This window comes from Stenotrophomonas sp. TD3 (assembly GCF_001939825.1).
In the GTDB taxonomy this organism is placed as follows: Bacteria; Pseudomonadota; Gammaproteobacteria; order Xanthomonadales; family Xanthomonadaceae; genus Stenotrophomonas.
The window spans coordinates 1,714,004-1,734,370 of the sequence record NZ_MOYM01000001.1; the positions used below are offsets into that span (position 1 = coordinate 1,714,004).

The 20,367-nt window shown below is 68.3% G+C and carries 18 protein-coding genes; 1 reads left to right on the plus strand and 17 read right to left on the minus strand.

The window, feature by feature from the left end; all coding sequences use genetic code 11:
* Positions 1–3: 3 nt before the first annotated feature.
* The 6 genes from BKE09_RS08095 to BKE09_RS08120 form a co-directional block, all read right to left on the minus strand.
* A complete protein-coding gene (locus tag BKE09_RS08095) occupies positions 4–2,205 on the minus strand; it encodes a hypothetical protein (RefSeq protein ID WP_075675393.1) in 2,202 nt (733 codons plus the stop codon).
* Entirely contained in the window at positions 2,202–3,386 is a 1,185-nt protein-coding gene (gene wecB, locus BKE09_RS08100; RefSeq protein WP_075675394.1) for a UDP-N-acetylglucosamine 2-epimerase (non-hydrolyzing), read from the minus strand. Before wecB ends, BKE09_RS08095 begins: the two co-directional genes overlap by 4 nt.
* A 266-nt stretch (positions 3,387–3,652) precedes the next feature.
* A complete protein-coding gene (locus BKE09_RS08105; protein WP_014035948.1) occupies positions 3,653–4,690 on the minus strand; it encodes a fimbrial protein in 1,038 nt (345 codons plus the stop codon).
* The gene (locus BKE09_RS08110; protein WP_075675395.1) at positions 4,681–7,245 is read right to left on the minus strand and encodes a fimbria/pilus outer membrane usher protein; all 2,565 of its coding nucleotides are present in this window, start codon (positions 7,243–7,245) and stop codon (positions 4,681–4,683) included. Before BKE09_RS08110 ends, BKE09_RS08105 begins: the two co-directional genes overlap by 10 nt.
* A gap of 93 nt (positions 7,246–7,338) precedes the next feature.
* The gene (locus tag BKE09_RS08115; protein WP_075675396.1) at positions 7,339–8,067 is read right to left on the minus strand and encodes a molecular chaperone; all 729 of its coding nucleotides are present in this window, start codon (positions 8,065–8,067) and stop codon (positions 7,339–7,341) included.
* A gap of 85 nt (positions 8,068–8,152) precedes the next feature.
* On the minus strand, positions 8,153–8,692 hold the full coding sequence (locus BKE09_RS08120; protein ID WP_049443116.1) for a fimbrial protein: 540 nt from the start codon (positions 8,690–8,692) through the stop codon (positions 8,153–8,155).
* A 459-nt stretch (positions 8,693–9,151) separates the two neighbouring features.
* On the opposite strand from BKE09_RS08120, the gene BKE09_RS08125 reads away from it, so the two are divergent.
* Positions 9,152–9,517, plus strand: coding sequence for a hypothetical protein (locus BKE09_RS08125; protein WP_014645902.1), 366 nt, complete (start codon positions 9,152–9,154; stop codon positions 9,515–9,517).
* 16 nt (positions 9,518–9,533) lie between these two features.
* Here the strand turns inward: BKE09_RS08125 and pncB are convergent, their stop codons facing one another.
* From pncB to BKE09_RS08180, 11 genes are all read right to left on the minus strand, one after another.
* Positions 9,534–10,715 (minus strand): nicotinate phosphoribosyltransferase, encoded by a 1,182-nt coding sequence (gene pncB, locus BKE09_RS08130; protein ID WP_075675397.1) that lies wholly within the window; start codon positions 10,713–10,715, stop codon positions 9,534–9,536.
* Positions 10,716–10,810: 95 nt separating this feature from the next.
* On the minus strand, positions 10,811–11,650 hold the full coding sequence (locus BKE09_RS08135) for a glycosyltransferase family 2 protein (RefSeq protein ID WP_075675398.1): 840 nt from the start codon (positions 11,648–11,650) through the stop codon (positions 10,811–10,813).
* Positions 11,647–12,498, minus strand: coding sequence for a glycosyltransferase (locus BKE09_RS08140; RefSeq protein ID WP_075675399.1), 852 nt, complete (start codon positions 12,496–12,498; stop codon positions 11,647–11,649). Before BKE09_RS08140 ends, BKE09_RS08135 begins: the two co-directional genes overlap by 4 nt.
* Positions 12,499–13,139: 641 nt before the next feature.
* Complete coding sequence (gene gspD, locus BKE09_RS08145; protein WP_075675400.1) at positions 13,140–15,338, minus strand: type II secretion system secretin GspD; 2,199 nt, start codon at positions 15,336–15,338, stop codon at positions 13,140–13,142.
* A 9-nt stretch (positions 15,339–15,347) separates the two neighbouring features.
* Positions 15,348–16,136, minus strand: a complete 789-nt coding sequence (locus tag BKE09_RS08150; RefSeq protein ID WP_075675401.1) for a general secretion pathway protein GspN — start codon at positions 16,134–16,136, stop codon at positions 15,348–15,350.
* On the minus strand, positions 16,126–16,839 hold the full coding sequence (gene gspM, locus BKE09_RS08155; protein ID WP_240502934.1) for a type II secretion system protein GspM: 714 nt from the start codon (positions 16,837–16,839) through the stop codon (positions 16,126–16,128). The genes BKE09_RS08150 and gspM overlap by 11 nt, the downstream gene beginning before the upstream one ends.
* Entirely contained in the window at positions 16,820–17,965 is a 1,146-nt protein-coding gene (locus tag BKE09_RS08160; RefSeq protein ID WP_075675403.1) for a PilN domain-containing protein, read from the minus strand. The genes gspM and BKE09_RS08160 overlap by 20 nt, the downstream gene beginning before the upstream one ends.
* Positions 17,962–18,825: a general secretion pathway protein GspK gene (locus tag BKE09_RS08165; protein ID WP_014035936.1), complete on the minus strand. Its 864-nt coding sequence runs from the start codon at positions 18,823–18,825 to the stop codon at positions 17,962–17,964. Before BKE09_RS08165 ends, BKE09_RS08160 begins: the two co-directional genes overlap by 4 nt.
* Positions 18,822–19,454 (minus strand): type II secretion system protein J, encoded by a 633-nt coding sequence (locus BKE09_RS08170; RefSeq protein ID WP_075675404.1) that lies wholly within the window; start codon positions 19,452–19,454, stop codon positions 18,822–18,824. Before BKE09_RS08170 ends, BKE09_RS08165 begins: the two co-directional genes overlap by 4 nt.
* Positions 19,451–19,870, minus strand: coding sequence for a prepilin-type N-terminal cleavage/methylation domain-containing protein (locus tag BKE09_RS08175; protein ID WP_075675405.1), 420 nt, complete (start codon positions 19,868–19,870; stop codon positions 19,451–19,453). The genes BKE09_RS08170 and BKE09_RS08175 overlap by 4 nt, the downstream gene beginning before the upstream one ends.
* Positions 19,867–20,361 carry a GspH/FimT family pseudopilin gene (locus BKE09_RS08180; protein WP_014035934.1) on the minus strand — a complete coding sequence of 165 codons (495 nt, stop codon included), beginning with the start codon at positions 20,359–20,361 and terminating at the stop codon, positions 19,867–19,869. Before BKE09_RS08180 ends, BKE09_RS08175 begins: the two co-directional genes overlap by 4 nt.
* Positions 20,362–20,367 lie beyond the last annotated feature (6 nt).

Here is a 20,367-nt window from a genome sequence, read left to right on the forward strand (position 1 = left end):
GGATCAGTGCCCTGCGTTGGCGGACTTGCGGCGGCGCACCTGGGTGACGCGGGCGGCCAGCAGCGCGAATACGATCACGCCGACCAGCAGCAGCAACCAGACCATGTGCCGTTCCCACTTCGATTGCGGATTGCCGTCCTGCGCGATACGCGTGCCATAGGGATCCTGGCGATCGAATTCGCGCACGGCATCACTGCCGTCAAGCACGGCAAGATCGCCGCGCAGCAGCCGGAACGGCGCGCCGAACGACGGTGCCTGCGCACCGAGGTCGCTGTAGAGAACACCCAGCTGGCCGCCGGATGACCCCACCTGCACCACCGCGGCGCGATCCAGGCCGCTGACATCCAGCAGCGGCTGCGAGGTGCCACCGATCAGCAGGTGGCCGTCCTTCAGGCCGGCCATATCGACACCGGCCGGTGCCACCCCGAAGGCCAGCCACGGCGCGCCCGGGCTGACCGCGGCACCGGCATCGACCACCTTCAGTTCCGATGCCTCCGGCGACGCGCCCACCGCACTGGCCACCGCGATGACCTTGCCCAGCGAGGCCGGTGCATCCTGCAGCCAGGTGCCGGGCACGAACACCTGGTTGCCGCGCGACAGCTGGCTGCTGGCACCAACGAAGTCACTGCCCAGCGAACGCTTGGCCAGGGTCAGGTGGCTGCTGGGCAGGATCGAGACCGGGTAGCCGGTGGCCGGATCGTGGCAGTACGGCCGTGCCGGCTGGCGCAGGAAGCTGACACGGATCTCGTTGCGCGCCGACAGGGCGTAGGTCGGCACCTTGGCCACCAGCCGTTGCGGCTGGCCGTTGGCCGACAACACCTTGCCGCCCAGCAGGTAATCGTTGAAGTAGATCGTCGCCACCGCGCCCTGCCCGGCCGCGTTGGGTGCCGCCGAGACATCGATCACCACTTCCTCGGGCAGGCGCCCATCGGCCGACAGCGCGCCGAGGTCGAAGCTGGCGCTGCGATCGGCGCGGGTCACCACCTCCATCGTGCCGGCGATGTTGCCGAGCCGGCTCAGCAGCACCTGGTCACCGTCGAGCTTCGGCGTGCCCGCTTGGCTGACCTGCAGGCTGCGCCCCAGCGCGTAGCTGCGCCACTGTTCGGCGAACAACCCGGCGACCTTGCCTGCCGCGGCCGGGTCGACCACCAGCGTCGGACGGCCGGCAACGGCGACCACGCTGACCGAGGCGTTGGCGGTGGGCTTTTCCAGTCCAGCCATGTCGGCACTGCGCCAGGCACCGAAGGCCGTGCCCGCATCGGCTCCCGCGGCGCCGACCTGGGCAGCCAGCGCATCCAGCGCCGCGCGTACGCCGGCACGCAGTGCGTCACTGCCGATCATCACATCGGCCGCCAGCGGCCCACTGTCACGCAGCGACAGCAGCGCGCCCACTTCGGCCAGGTCCTTGATCGCGTGCGCGCGCTCGCCCGTGGCCAGCGCGGCGTAGGCCGGCACGCCCTGCAGGCTGGCCGGGATGCTGATGCCGGCCAGGTCGACGCTGTCACCGACCTTGGGCAGTGCCACCACCTGCACCTGCTTGCCGCCGGCCTGCAACGCGCTACCGATGCGCCAGGCGGCATCATAGGTTGGCGCCTGCAGCGCCTTGCCATCCACCAGCAGGCGCACCTGCGGTGGCAGCGCGCCCCAGGCCTTGGCCACGGTATCCACGGCACGCCCGTCGAAGCGGTAGCTGAAGCGCGAATCCGGCGACAGCCGCAGCACGTTGGCCGGTGCGCTCTGGTCGGCACACTGGTAGTCAGACACGATCGACCACCAGCCGACGCCGACCCGCACGAAGCCGTTCTGGCGGGGTTCGCCATCGATGGCCAGCAGCTGGCTGGCATCGCCCTGCGCGTCGGTGATCGAGCGCGCGACGATGGGATCACCATCGACCGACCACAAGCCCGAGGTGCGCCCTGCGTGGCCGCGCACATAGCGCCCGTCCAGCTGCAGCTGCGCATCGCGGGTGGCCACGCCGGCCGGCACCGGCAGGTAGACCTCGCGCTGGCTCTCCTGCCCGCTCAGCACCAGCGGCTGGCGGAAGCCGAGTTCGCGCAGGGTCATCTGCCGGTTCACCGTGCTGTCGCCGCTCCATTCGGCGAACTGGCCAGCGACGCTGTCGGCGGCATGGGCTGTGCCAACCGCGCCCGACAGGACGAACGCGGCAGCGGAAGCAAACAGGGGAGAGCGGCCGGTCTGGGTCATGGCGTCACTTCATGCGGATGGAGGTGGGCGGCACCGCCACTGCGGAGACCGGGCGAGAATTCGGGAAGGGGCGCTCCGCGCAGGGCGGCGACGATGCGGGCGCTGGCGCGGCCATCGCCGTAGGGGCTGGCGTCGGGATCGAAGCGGGTCGGCTGCGGGGGGTGTGCCAAGACCGCGCTGACCGCATCGACGATGCGCGAGGGCGTGGTGCCGACCAGCGTCACCACGCCGGCCTCGACCGCCTCCGGCCGTTCGGTGACATCGCGCATCACCAGCACCGGTTTGGCCAGCGCCGGCGCTTCTTCCTGTACGCCACCGGAGTCGGTGAGGATGACGTCGGCGCGCTGCATCAGGCGCACGAAGCGCAGGTAATCCTGCGGTGGCACCAGGTGCACGTTGTCGAGGTGGCCGAGGTGGGCGTTGACCGGCCCCTGCACGTTCGGGTTGAGGTGCACCGGGTACAGCACCTGCAGGTCCGGCCGCCGCGCCAGCTCGGCCAGCGCACGGCAGATGTCCTCGAAGCCCTGGCCGAAGCTCTCGCGACGATGGCCGGTGACCAGCAGCAGGCGGCGCGCGGGGTCGAGCATGTGGAAGGGTTGGTCGGCCTGCGCGCGCAATGCCGGATCGGCATCCAGCCGCTGCACGGTCTGCTGCAGGGCATCGATGACGGTGTTGCCGGTGACCAGGATCTGCCCGCCCAGATGCTCACGGGCCAGGTTGGCGCGAGAACCGGGAGTGGGTGCATACAGCTGATGGCCGACCACATCGATCACCCGCCGGTTCATCTCCTCCGGCCATGGCCGGTTGATGTCGCCGGTGCGCAGGCCGGCCTCGACATGGCCGATCGGGATGCGGTGGTGGAACGCGGCCAGGGCCGCGGTCATCGCCGTGGTGGTATCGCCGTGCACCAGCACACGGTCGGGGCGGACCTGCGTGTACAGCGCGTCAAGCCGCTCGAACAGCCTGGAACACAGGCCATTGAGGGTCTGGTTGGGCACCATGACATCGAGGTCATGGTCGGCGGTGATCTCGAACAGCGACATCACCTGGTCGAGCATCGCCCGGTGCTGACCGGTGATGCAGACCACCGATTCGATGTCCGCGGCCTGTGCCAGGGCCCGTACCAACGGCCCCATCTTGATCGCTTCCGGTCGGGTGCCAAACACCGACAGGACCTTCACCGGGGCGCTCCCGAAGGCCGGCGCGGGGGGAGACAAACAGCAATGGCCACGTCTGGATCCTTTCGGCGTTCCCGTCCAATACCCGAAGGCAGGAGACGGTCACCTCATGAGGGAACTCCAAATTCGCGACGTACATCACACTCAGTTGACGGTACGTGCGTCGTGGCATCGATCTTCATCGTTGGAAGATCAAGACGCAGTCAACGCCGCCCGTGGAACGGGCGACGTTGCGGTGGAACGCAGCAGTGGCGCGGCCTGGAGCCGGCTTACTCGTACTGGATGGTGAACGTGGCCTGGCCGTTCGCGACACCGGCGCCGACCGTACCGGCCTGGGTCTGCACGTAGCGCGCGCGCAGCGGCAGCGCCATGACGCTGGTACCCGGCGCCGTGGTGCCGACGTTGATGGTCTGGCCGAAGCGCACTTCACGCTCGGTGCTGCCATCGCGCTGGACCATCTGGATGCCGATGCGGGTGGCGCTGTTGCTGGCCGCGCTGAGCTTCAGCACGCCCGGCATGTTCGAGCTGTCCTGGTCGGCATCGAGGCGGATGCCGATCTTGCTCTGGTAGGCGGCGACGTTGCTGCCCTGGCAGTTCAGGCGGATCTCGAAGTCGCGATCAACGGCCTTGGAGCCGACACCGGTGAAGGTGGTGTTGGGCACGCTGCCGAAATCGACGGCAATGTTGCGGCTGCCGGCCTGCACTTCGCAGGTCGGGCTGACCACGGTGGTGCCCGAGCCCTTGAAGGTCGAGGTCAGGACCGGGCGCCCGGGGCCATCGCCGTCGAAGTAGTACGTGGTGAAGCGGCCGTTCGGCGCGATCACGCCCGAACCGGTCTGCGCAGCCGTCTTGATCAGCTGGATGCGGAACTGGCCACCGATGAGGCTGACCACGGAACCGCCACCGAAGTTGATCGAGTGCGGGTAGTAGGTCTGGATCGCACCCGAATCGCGGTACAGGCGGATGCCGACGCCTGCCACATCGGTTTCATAGACGTTCGAGAAGCCGGCCACCGGGCGCTTCTGCGCTGCGTTGACGTACTCACCGATCGAACGGCCGCCGGTCCAGGAATCGCAGCGGGCAACGCTGTTCTGCTGGGTGATCGGTTCGCTGATTTCCTTGATCACGCCGCCGACCGGGGTGCTGGGCAGGATCACGATCTGGCCCATGTCCATGGTCACGTCCTGGGCGATGAACCAGCTGTTCTGGATGCGGCAGGCGGCGCTGGCCTGCTGTGCCAGCAATACGCCGCCCAGTACGGCCAGCGCGGCCAGCGCCTTGCGGCCACGGGAAGAAATCATCGGCATGCTGCCTCCAGCGGGATGAAGCCGGTCTTGGACGCATCGGCGCCCGCCGGAACCTGGTAATCGATGGTGCAGCGCTGGTCGGCACCGGCGCCCCACTCCACCAGCAGGCGGCCCTGGTTCTTTTCACTGCGCACGTACAGGCGGCCGCCCTGGCTGACCATGCCCACCGGCTGGCCCTGCTCATCCTTGACCTGGGCTCCGAACGGCATGCTGCGGCCATCGGCGTTGCGCACCTGGATCAGCAGCGCGTTGCCCTTGCGGGTATCGAAGCGCAGGTAGCTGATGGCACCGGCGAACGGCGCGATCGACTGGCTGGTGCTTTCCAGTTCGACGTCGTGGGCCATGCCCTGCGGATCGAGGGTGACGGTGTTGAGACGGTACGGCGACACGTACGGCACCACGGCGTAGCCGCGGCCATCGACGCGCAGGCCCGGCGCGTTGCTGACGATCGCATCGCGCGCGCCCGGCGCTTCGACCAGCACCATGGTGTCGCCACGCTGCGGGGTGAAGGTGAAACCACCCGGATGCACCACCACGCTGCCGTTGGCGCCGACCGACGCCTGGCGGAAATCACGCGAGTGGCTGTAGGTGGCGTTCAGCGCGGAGTAGCGGCTGCGGTACTCGGCATTGCCGACCGCGGTGGTGCCACCCTCGCGGGAATCGGACAGGGCCACGCCGTAGCTGAAGTTGTTGTCGACGCCCGCCGAACCGGTGATGCCGACGCGGCTGTTGTCGTAGCCACCGCGGTCGCGAGCGCCGAGGTCGGCGCTGAACGACACCGGGTGGGTGCCACGGCCCAGCGGCACGCTCATCGACAGCAGGTACTGGGTGTCGGAACGGCCGAGCACGCCTTCTTCGGTGCGCAGCGCCGAGAAGCCGTAGTTCACCGAGCGCCAGGCGTTGTTGTAGCCCACCTGGTACTGCTTGGAGGTGCCGGAACGATCGTAGAAGTCACGCACCGAACCGGTCACGTACAGCGCACCGCCACGGCGGCCCAGCGGCTGGTTCAGGGTCACCTGGAACTGGCTGCGCTGACGGCCACGGGTGGTCGGATCGATGCCGCGCTTGTCCGAATCACGGCCATACAGCGCGTCCTGCAGGCTGTAGAAGCCTTCGGTCGAATAGCGGTAGGCGGCCAGGGTCAGGTTGGTGCCGGTCTCGCCGATCATGTTGCTGTAGCTCAACCGCACGCTGGCGCCGGTGTGGTCGCCGTAGTGGTCGAACGAGGTCCGTGCGTGGGTGACGTCGGCGGCGAAAGCACCGATGCGCGTGGACAGGCCCACGCCGTACAGCAACGACAGGTAGCCTTCGCTCAGCGCACTGCCGCCGTACAGGGTCAACTGGTTGCCGATGCCACGCTGGTAGGTGCCCTGCACCAGCCACGGCTCATCGGCCAGCAGCTTGTTGCGCACCTGGCCGGCGGTCAGCGAGTAGCGCGACACGCCTTCGCGCAGCATCTGCGGCACCGAACCGAACGGCACCTTGAATTCGCGACGGCGGCCGTCGGCCTCGATCACGCTCACTTCCAGGTCGCCGCCGTAGCCGGTCGGGTACAGGTCGTCGATGACGAAGCTGCCCGGCGATACGGTGGAGGAGTAGATCAGCTGCTGGTTCTGGCGCACTTCGATGCGCGCGTTGGTTTCGGCAATGCCGCGCACGACCGGCGCGTAACCGCGCAGCGAGTCGGGCAGCATGCGGTCGTCGCTGGCCAGGCTGGCACCACGGTAGCCGATCGAATCGAACAGTTCGCCGGTGGTGTAGGCCTCACCAATGGTGAGCATGCCGCGCACCTGCGGGATGCCGCGCTGCGCATAGGTGGCAATGCTCTGCCAATGGCGCCCGTTGCCTTCGGACCAGGTCAGGTTGGAATCGTGGCGGAACTGCCAGCCCCCCAGGTTCAGGCCGGCGTTGAGGCCGAGGTAGGCGCTGCGGTTGCGCTGGCCACCTTCGACGCGGCTGTCGCTGTCGATGGCATTGAAGCTGTAGCCGACGAAGCCGGCATTGATGCCGCGGTCCCACAGCGACGGATTGACGTAGCCGCGCGCCTCGCGGCGCAGGAACACCTGCGGGATGCTGAGGTCGTAGCGCAGGTTGCCGCTGTCATAGATGCCGTAGGCATTGGCCATGCGCTGCTGCACCGGCACGCAGCTGGTCTTGTCGGTCGGCAGCGTCGGGTCCTGCTGCAGCAGCACGGCCTCGCTGTCCACACCCATTTCTTCCAGCATCGGCAGCGGCAGGCAGGCGTCGACGCGGCCCTGCTCATCGGCCTTGAACTGCAGATCGCGACGGCCCTGCCAGCCACCGTTGACGTAGACGTCGACGCGGTAGGTGCCGGCCACCATCGGGTTGCCATTGGTGAAGGACGCCAGATCGACCTGCTTGGCCTGGCCGGAGAGGAAGCTGGAGTTGAACTGGGCCGACTCGGGTGCACGCGCATTGGCCGCACCGCTCTGCGCCATCAGCGCCTGTTCGCCGAGATTGGCCGGTGCAGCCAGCGCCCATCCTGGGCAGGCCACGCCAGCAACCAGCAGGCAGATCGCCTGGTGGATCGACAATGTCAATCTGTTTCCGATCACACTGACATTCCTTCAATTCGCCGCACGGCGGCGGTGGCGGGATGCGCAGGCCCAATGGCCGGCGCGGCGCGTTCAGCCCCCGGTACTGCCGAGGCGGACCTTGTGCTCCACCCGACCGCCGTAATCGTTGATGGTGATGAAGCGCACCTGGTCGGAGCCCGCCGGTGCGGTGAACTCCATGCTCTGCTTCGGCGCGACCATGGCGCCCTTGTCCTCGACGGTCTTTTCACTGCTGCCGGTCACGGCATGCACTTCGGCCAGCGTGACGTGGAAGGGGCTGGGGTTTTCCACCCGCAGGCGATCGCCAGTGCGGGTCCAGCGCAGCGCTGCCGGCGCGTCGTTGGCGACGCCCTTCAGGCCCTGCGGCCGGTAGAACAGTTTCAGGCGCGAACGGAACGCGACCTGCAGGTAATTCTGGTCGCCGCTGTCGGCGTTGTCGGGCGACGGCGGCACATCCAGCACGTTGAGCCAGAACACCGACTCACGGTCGGTCGGCAGCTGCGCACCGGAGAAGATCACGCGCAGCGCCTGGCTGCGGCCCGGTTCGACGCGCGCGATCGGCGGCGTCAGTACGAACGGGGCATCGCTGTTGTCGGCGGTCTGGTTGGCGTCGCCGCTGTCGATCCAGGCCTGGACCAGCGCCGGCGAATCGCCCACGTTGTCGACCTGCACGGTGACTTCGCGCGCCTGCGCCGGATAGATCACTCGCGTGCCGTTGACCACCACGCCGGCCAGAGCGTTCTGGCAGAAGGGCAGCGTGAACGCTGCCAGCAGCAGCGCCCGGGGAAAGATTGCTTTCATCGGAAGTACTACGCTCGAGGGGTGTGGCCAGGGGCCGCGAAGCACTGGCCGGCGCGTACGCCGGCCAGTGCGGGTACGACGACGATCAGTTGTAGATGATCGTGTACTTGACGCTGCTGGTGACGTCGCCCGGGGTGGCGGCGGCAGTGGCGTAGTACTCAGCGTAGTAGTTCAGATCGGCCGAGCCGTCGGTGCCGACGGTGACCCACTGCGAGTTGGTCTGGGCCAGGCCAGCGCCGGCAGCCTTGATCGGCAGGAACTGGTTGTTCGAGCCCAGCAGCTGCAGCTGCACGTTGGTGGCAGCGTTGGCCGAGGCCTGGTTGACCAGGCGGCCGCTGTTGAAGTCGACGGTCGAACCCGGCTCGAAGTAGGTGGCGACGTTGCCGGCGCTGCACTTGGTCAGGTTGATGGCGAACGGGGTACGGCCCGCAACGGCACCGGCGGTGGCCAGGGTGTTCTTGGACACGGTCGGCAGGTTGACGGCGAAGTCCTTGCCGCCCGGGGTCGAGATGGTGCAGGTCTTGTCGGTCACCTTGCCATTGAAGGTGATGGTGCCGTCGGCGGCGTTGGCGGCCAGCGGAGCGGCGGCCAGCATCAGAGCGGCAATGAGATTGATCTTGTGCATTCGCTTTTACCTAACCCTACTGAAGAGATGAGAAGTAGAGGAGGAAGCAAGGAGCACTGCCGGGCTAACAAGACCCATCCTTGCGTCTCACCTGTGGCCGGACTCGGACATACCTTCCCCTGAATCCGTGACGCAAGTATATGCACAACTGTGATGAAAGTCTCATTATTTTTCTGAACGCCAATTCATTGACGCCCTAAATGTGACGTGATAGGCGGAATCGGGGTCAGGGGCGCGTGGAGGATTTGACGGTGGGGCGGCCAGGTCACAGACGACCGTGGATGACGCGTTGAGCGGCGCGTTCGGCAGGCGCAGAAACAGGCCTTTTTCAGGTGGAAATCAGCTTATTTGATGCGCATCACTCTTTCTTGGTGATGGCCCTAGCAGATTCGGATTTGTCCTATTAAAGGCGGATCGAACCTGTCGCTAACTAGGACACACCGAACCAGAGAACGTGTCATGAGGAATTCCATTCTGCTGTGCGTGGCCCTGATGTCCGTCAGCGCGCTGGCTCAGGCCAGCAGCGGCAGCATCCGCTTCAGCGGCCGCATCGCCGAGCCGGGCTGCACGACGAACCTGTCCCAGGGTGAGCTGAGCCTGGCGGCCTGCCCGCCGTCGGCCAAGGGCTCGACGGTGGCCGTGACGGCGCTGGCCGATGGCCAGGCCGCGACGCTGCGCGATGGCAAGCGCCAGGGCCAGAAGCTGTCGGTGTCGGCCAGCGCGATGCGTGCCGGCGATATCGCCTTCTCCGAGCGCTACAGCGTGCAGGCTTCGAAGCAGCAGCCGCTGCAGGGCGCTTACCTGGTGGTCGTCGACTACCTGTAAGCCCTGCAGGCCGGTCTTACTCCGGCTGCGGCAACTCGAAGACCTGGCGCAGGTAGGCCAGGTAACCCGGGTCGTCGCACATGCTCTTGCCCGGCGAATCGCTGAGCTTGGCCACCGGCTGGCCGTTGCAGCGGACCATCTTGATGACGATGTTAAGCGGCGTCGGGCCCAGATCATTGGTCAGGTGGGTGCCGACGCCGAACGCGACCTGGCAACGTCCGCGGAAGTAGTCGTACAGGCGCATCACCTTGGCGATGTCGAGCCCATCGCTGAACACCAGCACCTTGCTGCGCGGATCGACCCGGCGCTGCTGGAAATGCGCCAGCATGCGGTCGCCCCAGTCGAACGGATCGCCGGAGTCATGGCGCACGCCGTCGAACAGCTTGCAGAAGTACATGTCGAAGTCGCGCAGGAACGCGTCCAGGCCGACCACGTCGGACAGCGCGATACCCAGATCGCCGCGATACTCGCGCGCCCACGATTCCAGTGCCGCCACCTGCGAATCACGCAGGCGCGGGCCGAGGGCCTGGAACGCCTGCAGGTACTCATGGGCCATGGTGCCGTGCGGCGTCATGCCGTACAGGCGCGCGAAGTGCACGTTGCTGGTACCGACCAGCTGCGGGCCGAGCGCGTCGCGCAGCAGCGGCAGCAGACGGGCATGCCAATCCCGCGAGTAGCGGCGGCGGCTGCCGTAGTCGGCGATGCGGCACTGTTCGAAGCCGGGGGTATCGCGCAGCAGTGCGGCCTTGGCCTGCAGGCGGCGCTCGCCTTCGGCGAAGTCGGCCGTGGTGGTGTTGCGGAACCAGACTTCGTTGATGATCGCCAGCAGCGGCACTTCGAACAGGATGGTGTGCAGCCACGGGCCGGTGATGTCCAGTTCGATCTCACCGGGCACGGCCTTCGACGCGCGCAGCTGGATGTACTTGCGGTCGAGGTGGAACAGGCCGAGGAAATCGGCGAAGTCCGGCTTCACGAAGCGCAGGCCACGCATGTAATCCAGCTCTGCGTCGCTGAAACGCAGGGCGCACAGGTGGTCGATTTCTTCGTCGATCTGGTCGATGTAGCTTGCCAGGTCGATACCGGGCGTACGGCACTTGAACCGGTACTGCACCTGGGCGCCGGGGTGCTGGTGGAGCACCGCCTGCATCATGGTGAACTTGTACAGGTCGGTGTCGAGCAGGGACTGGATGATAGGCATGGGGCGGATTATGCGCCCGGCGGAGTGAACCGTGGGCGCGCTCGCCTTCCGTAGAGCCGAGGCTGGATTTGCCTGAGCCGAGCGTGGGCTCGGCTCTACAACGACCTGCGCAGCAGCCTCGGCACCAGCATCAGCGCATGCGCCCAGATCGCAGCCCATACCGCCGCGCGCACCGGCAGCGAGCGCTGCCCGGCCTCGAACTTCTGGAAGTAACGCCACAGGCCCCTGTGCTTGTGCCATTCCACGAAAAACGGCCGTGAGCGGCTGGAGACACCACGCACATGGGTGACCTGCAGGTCGTTGGCGATCGCCACCACCGCGCCGGCCTCGCGTGCGCGCCGGCACAGGTCCAGGTCCTCGGCGTGCAGGCGATAGCCCGCGTCCCAGCCGCCGATACGGTCGAACAGCGCGCGCGGCATCATCAGCAATGCGCCGGACAGCGCAGGGACCCGCTGCAGCGCCCGGTGCGGCTCACGCGGAACCGCCAGCTTCGAGCCCTTGCCCGGCGAACGCAGCATCATCAGGAAATCCGGATCGCGGCGGCGCACTGCCTCGTCGGCAAGACCATGCTCGTCCACCTGTTCAACGCCCAGCAGGCAGTCGCCCAGCGCTTCGGCGCGGGAGCGCAGTTCGGCCAGCGTGTCCGGCTCGACCATCAGGTCCGGGTTGATGAAGGCCAGCCAGGGGCTGTGCGAGTCGGCCACGCCCTGGTTGTTGGCGGCGGCGAAACCGGGATTGTCCGGGTTGCCGACGAAGCGTACGCGCGGATCGTGGCTGGCATGCCGCTGCACGATGTCCAGCGTGCCATCCAGCGAACCATTGTCGATCACCCGGATCTCGGCCACATCCTGCGCCTGGCGGAGGCGTGAGAGGCAGGCATCGATGGTGCTGCCACTCTGGTAGGTGACGACGATGGCGGCAATGGCAACATTCAAACGGGTGGCTCCGGCGCGGACGGGACGAACAGGTCGCCCTGTTCCTTCGGCATTATCGCCTGCCGCATGCGCTGCTGCAGGTCGGCGCGCAGCCCGTGCAGCGGGTCGTGCATCAGGAAATCGGCCAGCCGCGGGACCCAGGCCGGCCAGCGCGCGGCCAGGGCCTCCAGATCGCCATCGCGACTGATCGCCTCCCCTGCCCGGCTGACGAAGGCGGTCTCGCACAACACGTTGCGCCACCCCAGGCCGGCCATGCGCAGGCTGAGGTCGACCAGTGCCGCGTTCCAGCCGGCATAGCTGTCCACGTCCAGGCCACCGGCACGACGGCGCGCGTTGCCGCGCACCAGTACCGCGTGGGTGACCGCCGATGGCAGCTCCGGGTGCAGCGTCGGCAACGTGGCACAGGTGTGCGCCAGCAGGGCCGGGTCCTGCGGTTCGGGATTGATCTCGCCCAGCCGTGGCCACGCGGCGGTCTCGCCGGCATTGCACCAGGGGGTTGCGGTGGCGATCGCGGCATCGCGGGCGAAGGCATCCTGCAACTGCTGCAACCAGCCGGGTGATGGCACGCTGTCCGGCGCCAGCACGGCCACGTCCAGGCCATCGCAGGCGCGCAGCATCTCGTCCAGATGGGCGACTTCGCCCAGTGGCCGCGCGCGCCGGGTGTACTCGGCCTGTAGCGGCGTATGCGCCAACCAGTGTTCCACTACCGCCTGCGCGCGCGGCCCGGTCTGTGCGTCATCGGCCAACCAGACCGCGGTCCCTGGCGCCGTGCCGGCATCCAGTGCGGCCAGGCAGCGGTCGAGCGCGGCATCGTCCACGCACAGCGGCAACAACACGATCGCCCCCATCCCGCCTCCGTGGTTGTCGGTGGCCACAGCGTAGCACCGGGAGGGTATCGGCCGGGTTGCACCCGGCACCTGCGGTAGTGCCGGCCGCTGGCCGGCAACAGCAACAGCCGAAGCAGAAGCCGGCCATCCGTGGGTTGGCGGGGTGGGCCCGGTTGCGGGGGACGCCGTAAATACGTCCATGTAGGCTTGGCCGCGGCATCCATGCCGCGGACACCCCCGCAACCGGACCCACCCCGCCTTCGACAGATTTCTTCGATCTGCCAGCAAAGCCTGGGGTCAGATCCGTTTTCCAGAGGAAAACGGATCTGACCCCATTTTCTGATCTCGAAATCTGACAGACAGTCATCCACGCATGGCGTGGATCGTGTCGACCAAGGTCGACACCTACCAACGGCAAGCAGGAAACTGTCGAAGGCGGGGCACTGTGGGTTTGCGGGGTGTGAGCCGCATGGATGCGGCGACCAAGCCCCCATGGATGGGTTTACGGCGTCCCCGCAAACCCACAGTGCCCCGCCATCCCTCAGTAAACCCGCTGTTGCTTTGGCTTTGGCTTTGGCTTTGGCTTTGGCTGTTGCCGCTGCTGTTGCCGGCCAGCGGCCGGCACTACCGCGGGTGCCGGGCGCCGCCCGGCCGTAAACCCCTTACTTCTTTGCGCGCGGCTGGTTCAGCGGCTCCATCGCGCGGAAGCGCTTGCTGTACTCGTCGGTCAGGTTGCGCGACTCCTGGCTGTTGCGGACGATGGTCGGGGTCAGCAGCACGATCACTTCCGAACGACGGCTGGTGCGGGTCTTCTGACCGAACAACGCACCCACCACCGGAATCTTGCTCAGCCCCGGGATGCCGCTGCTGCCGTCGGTGGCCGAATCGGTGATCAGGCCCGCCAGCATGATGGTGTCGCCGCTCTGCACCGCCGCTTCGGTGGACAGCTTCTTGGTCGAGATGCGCGGGTTGCAGTTGCGCTCGGTCGGGTTGCAGGCCTCCGGCACGTCCGAGGCGCTGCTGACTTCCTGCACGATGTCCAGGAACACGGTGCCGTCGCGGGTCACGCGCGGGCGCACCTTGAGGATCACGCCGGTGTCGATGTACTGCACCGAGCTGTAGGTGCTGGTGCCCACACCGGTGTTCACCGTGGTGGTGTTGATCGGCACCTTGTCGCCGACGTTGAGCGTGGCTTCGGCGTTGTTGCGCACGAACACCGATGGCGTCTGCAGCAGGCGCAGGTCGGTCACCTTGTCCAGCGCGCTGACCACGGCGGCGGCGTTGTGGCCGGTGAATGCCCAGCCCACACCGTCATTGCCGGTCACGCCACCCGCGAAGGTATTCCAGGCGCCCGCAGCGGCCGGCGGCAGGGTCAGGCCGCTGAGCGCGCCGGTCAGTGTGCGACCGGCCACGGCATTGTCGAAGAACCAGTTCACGCCGTACTTCAGGTCACCGGTCAGCGCCACCTCTGCCACCTGTGCCTCGATGTGCACCTGCAACGGCATCACGTCCAGCTTCTCGATCACCTCGCGGATCGAGCGCCAGGCCTGCGGCGTCGAGCGCACCAGCAGGGTGTTGGTTTCCTCCACCGCCGACACGCCGACGCGGTCGCCTTCCACTTCCAGGCTGACACTGACGTTGCCGGGCTGGCGCTGCGGCAGGTTCAGGCTGCCATTGCTGCTGCCACTGCCACTGCTTCCGCCCAGCGTCGAACCCAGGTTGCTGCTGTTGTCCATGCCACGGTCGCCGTCACCGCCCAGCTGCGACGGAATGGCGCCCGGCGCCAGCGAGGCCGGGCTGGAGCCGCCTCGGTTGCCACTGCTGGCGAAGGCCTCGCTGAGGCGCTCGGCCAGGTCGCGCGCCTTGATGTAGCGCAGCTCGTAGGAGAACAGGCGGGCGCTGCCACCAGCGGTGTCGATGCGATCCAGCCACTGCTGGATCTGGTCCAGGTAGCGCACCTGCGGCGTGATCACCAACACGGCGTTGGCATTCTCCAGCGGCAGGAAACGGAACATGCCGGCGCTGGGCGTCTTGCTCTCTTCGCCGAACACCTTTTCCAGGTCGGCCGCGACCTGCTCGGCCTTGCCCGACTGGATCGGGAACACGCCCACCGACATGCCGGACAACCAGTCGACGTCGAAGATCTCGACGGTGCGCAGGTAGTTTTCCAGTTCGGCGCGGGTACCACCCAGGGTGATCACGTTGCGGCCACTGTCCACGTTGACGATGGCGTTGGGGCGCGCGTACGGCTCCAGCACCTTCTTCATCTCGGTGGCGGAGATGAACTGCAGCGGGACCACGCGGACTTCGAAGCCGCGCGCGCTGGCTGCCGGTGCCGTGCTCGGCGCGACCGTGCCGGCCAGCGCCTGGTCGGCGGCGACGATGTTGTAGCGCCCACCGCTGTAGACCATCCGCGCGTTGTTCCAGCCCAGCACCATCTCCAGCAGGTTCAGTGCCTGTGCCGGCGAGACCGGCTTGGGCGTGGCCAGGGTGACCGTGCCCTGCACGCCCGGTGCGATCACGTAGTTCTGGCCGAGCATGTCACCAAGGATGGCCTTGACCACCGCATGCAGCGATTCGCCTTCGAAGTTGAAGGTCGCCTCGCCGGTACTGGCACCGTGCAGCGCCGGTGCCGGCGCACGCGCGGCCTCGCGGTTGATCATCGTGCCGGTGCCGCGACGGATCACCGCCTGCGGAGCCCCTTGGCTTTCACGGGCGGCATCGGCAGCGACGTCGGCCGCCTGGCCGGCGTCGGCGCTGGGCGACAGGTTGCCGTTGCGCTGCACGTGCGGCGCGGACACCGTACTGCAGCCGACCAGCAGCGCGAGGGCAAAGGACCAGGGAAGAAAACGCAGGTTCATGCATTCACTCTATCGGTTGGTGCCATCGCCCGGGGGCGGCGACGGTTGTTGCTGCTGTTGCTGCAGCTGGCGGCGACGGGCCTGGATGCGTTCGCGGATGGCCTGCATCTGCGCTTCGCTGGGACCGTTGTTGTTGGCCGGTGGTGTTTTTGCAGCGGCCGCCGCAGGCGCTGGTGCATTGCCAGCGGGCGACGGCGATGGGGTTGCCGCGGCCGGGGGCGGCGCCGGCGGGGCGCCCGCCGGGGGCGGCACAACGATCGCGCCTGCAGGCGGTGCACCATTTGCACCGCGCAGCACGGTCGGCGGTTCACCGCCCTGGCCGTTGAACACCGCCAGTTCGAGGACCTGGTTGCCACCGGGGCCGATCACCGTGGCCTGGCGCGGCTGCAACGCCACCAGCTGCCAGCCATCCACGGCTTCGCCGTTGAGGCGCAGGCGCAGCGAGCGGTTCTGTTCGGTGGTGAACGTGGCCATGCCGAAATCGCCGGTCAGCAGCACACCGGTCAGGCGCAACGCGGCGCTGGCCGCCGGTTCGCTGCCACCCAGCAGATAGGGCCGCGGCCTGCGGTCTTCGGCGAACAGCGGGCGCTCACCGATGGCGCTGTAGCTGTCGGCGCTGGCCATGCGCTCGGCCGCCAGCGGCGGCAGCGTTGGCAGCGATGGCGCGGCGTCGGCATCACCGCCGGCACCCGGCAGATGGCTGCCCAGCCCGAAGCCGGTCGCCAGCCAGACGGCGGCCGCCCAACCGGCCAGCGCCAGCAGGAAGCCGGTACGCAGGCTGATCTGCTCAAGCTTCATCGGCCACCTCCTGTCCTTCGGACGGGGGCGCCGGATGGGGCACAGGTGGGGCCTCGGCCGGCGACGCGGGCGGTGCCGGTGCCGGTGCCGCCGATGGTGCCGGTACCGTGCCATCGGCGGCGGCGCCTGGCAGCAGGTAGCCGGCCAGCTCGAAGGACACGTCCAGGCCCAGCCCCGATTCGTTCGGCGATTGCTGGAAGCGCTGCGCGATCAGGTTGAGGTTGTCGACGAACAGGCGTGGGCTGCCGGTTTCCAGGCTGTGCAGCACGGTGGCCAGTTCGGCCACGCCACAGCGCAGGCGCACCTGCATGGCGACGCGCACGAACTCGGCGTCGCGCCGGTTGTCGGTCAGCGGCGTGCGGTTGCTGATGGTGCAGCTGCGGTTGCCTGGGCTGGCCATCGCCACAGCATCCTGCAGCCGCGCGCCCAATGCAGCGGCGGCAGCTTCGGCAGTGGCTTCGCGCAGGAAGCCCGGCCGCTGCTGCAGTGCCTCGCGGGTAGCGCGAAGGCGCTGTTCGATCTGCGGCTGCTGCTGCAGCTGTGCCTGCACGCGCGACTCGCGTTCGCGCAGGGCGGCGACATCGGCATCGATCGCACGCAGCGGCTGGGTGAACCAGGGGTGCACCAGCAGCAGATAGGCCAGGCCCAGCACTGCCAGCAGCAGTGCCAGCGCCAGCCAGCGGTCACGGCGTGCGCTTGGCATCGGCATCGGCCGCCTCCGGGGTCGGTGCGGCGGCCGGCAACGGCTGCAGTTCGGCGGTCATGGTGAAGCGGTCGCGGCCACTGGCGGCGCCATCGGCCTGCAGCACCCCGGTCAGGTTGACCTTGCGCCACTGCGGTGCGTCCTGCAGCAGCTGCACCAGCTGCGATGCCTCGCGGCTCAGGCCGATCAGCTGCAGGTTGTTGTTCTCGATCGCCAGCTTTTCCAGGTAGGTACCTTCCGGCAGGCGCCGGGTCAGTTCGTTCCAGATCTCGACGGTACCGGCGCGCTGGCTGCGCTGCTTCTCCAGGAACGCGGCGCCATCGATCAGCGCCTGCAGCTGCGCGCGTTCGCTGGCCACACCACGCGCACTGCGCGCGCTGCGCTCGACCTGTGCACGCAGCTCATCGGCTGCGGCCTGGCGGTTGTCGAGCAGCTGCACCGCGGCCAGTACCAGCATCACGACGGCCGCCACGGCCAGCAGCAGGTTCCAGCGCCGCATCGGGTCTGGCCGCAGTTGGCGCTGCGCGGGCGGCAGCAGGTTCACCTGCAGCACGTTGCCCTGCGCATCGACGGCATCGACGCCCGCCAGCGCATCGGCCCATGGGCCCACACCGGTGCGCCATGCTTCCAGTTGCCGCAATGGCCACGCCACCAGTTCGACCTGCAGCTGGCCTTCGCCGCCCGCGCCGAGTTCACGCACGTCATAACTGACCTGGGACGATTCGAACGGGGTCTGCCTGTCGATCTCGAAACCAACCACGGCACGCAGGCGGTCGGCCGCTGCAGCGGGCAGGCGCAGGCTACGCCGCAGGACATCCGCCGCCGGCAGCAGCCACACCCGCGGCAGAGTGCGCAGGCGAGGCTCCAGCACGCGGTCCAGGTCCGCCGGTGACAGCGGCCACGGCAAGCGCGCCACCGCTTCGCGGCGTTCGCCGGCTTCACGCCAGACCTGCAGCTGGTCGCCCTCGTGCTGCAGCAGCAGGCGTGCCTGGCCCCAGCCCAATGCCCATTGCCAGCGCACCGGCACCCAGGCCAGCAGCGACTGCCGCCACCAGCGCAGGAAACGGCCAGCGCCCGGGCCGATCCGGCCCTGCACCTGCCGCAGACTGTCCTGCCACGCCGTCATCTTGCTGTCATTCCCTGCTCCCAGCGAAGCACTGTGTAGGTCCGCCCGGGAACCCCGCCCGAGCCACTGCGTACCACTGCCTGCAACACCGACCTGCGTCCACTGCTGTCGATGGCACCGGACTCGATACTATAGGTGCCGCTGCTGCTGGCAAGCGTTGTCGTGCCACCAGCGGAATCTGCATCACGCTCCTGCTGTGCGCGCTGCGCCATCACCATGTCCGCATCCAGGCCCAGCGCGGTCAGCACCGGCGCGCTGGCGAACTGCGGATCCGGCCGTGCCTGGCGGCTGTACAGGGTCAGGTGCGGCAGCATCGCCCGGTACAGCGGGCCGCGCATGCCCAATACCCGCTGCAGCTCGCCCAGGGTCTCGAACCGCTTGTTGCGCGGGCCGTAGGGCAATCCGGCTGCGGCGTAGTCCTGCGCTTCGGCGCCACCGCCCGGCTGCAGCAGGCTGTCCTCGTCGCGCCAGTCGATGATGGCCCCGGCCAACTGCCGGGCCTGTGCATCGTCTTCGCCCAGCGCCTTGAGGAAGGCGGTCAGCAGCGCCGCATCGGCCAGGTTCAGGTTGATCTTGCCGTTCTCGTCCAGCACCTTGATCTCGATGCTGGCGTCGTCGAACTGCCAGCGGTAGGTGCGGCCATCGGCACGCCAGGGCGCCCGTTGCGGATCGGCTGACAGACGCAGCAGGGCATATTCGAGGCCGGCGCGCGCACGTTCCTGCCCGCGTGCATCGTCATCCAGCACGCGCTGCTGCAGGTGCTCGACCCGTGCGCTCAGCGCGAACGCACCGACCAGCGCCGTCATCAACGCGATCAGCCACAGCACCAGCACCAATGCCGCCCCGCGCTGACGGCTCATCGCGCGCCTCCACTGCCACCGGCACGCGGCGCCACCACCAGCGGCGGCCACGGCGCGCCCCGGGACGGCACGATCTGGATTTCCACCAGCATCGGCAGGCGGCGGGTGTCATCCCAGCGCGGCAGCCAGTCGGTCACCTGCCCGGTGCTGGCATCGATGCCGCGATAGCGCAGCTGCACCGACTTCAGGTTCTCCACCAGCACCTCCGGCGGGCGCGGCGGATTCTCGGCGATGCGCTCGCCTTCCTGCAGCAGTACCAGGTCCAGCAGCAGGCGCTGCCGGCCATCGCGTCCGTCCACCTGCAGCGCGTGCAGGTAGGGGCCGCCACGGCCGAGGTAACCGGGCAGGTCGGCAGCGAACAACATGCGTTGCTCCTCGCCCTGGAAGAAGACCGGTTCGCGGGTGGGGTCCGGGACCTCCAGCGGGATGCGCAGCGCGCCCGCCAGCTGCCTGCGCAGCAGCGACTCAACCGCGCGCATGCGTTCGCTTTCGGCGGCGATCTGCTCGCCGCGCTGGCTGACCGCCATCGCCGAGCGCACGCTGGCAAAGGCCAGTGCCAGGCCGCCGGCCAGCAGCACGGTGGCCAGCATCACTTCGACCAGGGTGAAACCTGCGGCGCGGCGCCTCACCGTGCATTCTCCAGGTCGGGCGGCAACAGGCGCAGGCTGCGCCAGCGCAGCTGCTCGCGCTCGCCGTCGCCCCAGCGTACCTGCAACTGCAGCTCCGCCAGCCATGGGGTGCCGGGTGACGTTGCCTGCACGACGTTGCCGGCGCGTGGCTCCACCCACGGCTGAACCTGCAGTTCCCAGTGATAGCGCCCCTGTTCCCAGTCACCCTGCTGGCTACCCACCTGCAGCGGCGCGTCGACACCGGCCCCGGCCAGCAACGACTGTGCATGCAGCACCGCGCGCGTGCGCAGCTCGGCATCACGTACCTGCTTCGCGCCGCCGGACAGGCTGCCCAGCAGCAGGGTCAACGCCAGGCCCAGCAGGGCGAAGGCGATGATCACTTCCAGCAGGGTGAAGCCACGCGCGCGCCGCTTCATTGCGCCCGCCAGGGGCCGGAGCGGACCTCGCCGGTCAGCCAGCCAACGTCGACGCGCCATTCGGCACCGTCGCGCTGCAACCGGATGCGGCCACCGCTGGAGCCGCCATCGGGATGGAATTCGATCACCCCCTGCCCCGGCGCGGTGGCCAGCTGGGCGGCACCTTCGAACTGCACCTGCAGCTGTGCCGGCACCTCACCGTGGCGATTGTTGGCCCCCTCCCAGCGACGCCGTGCCGGTTCGATCACGAAGCGCTGCGGTTCGCCGCGGGCAATTGCCTGCGCGCGCACCATGCGCAGCTGGTTGGCGATGTCCTTGCCGGCGCTGCGCAGCTGCATGCCGGCGAAACCACGCGACAGGCCGGCGGCGGTGATCAGCCCGATCGCCGCGATCAGGGCGATCACCAGCAGCATTTCCAGCAGCGACAGTCCGGCCGCGCGCCTGCCGTGCAGGCGCGGGCGTGGCAACCGGCGCGGCAGGAAATACGTCATGCGTGG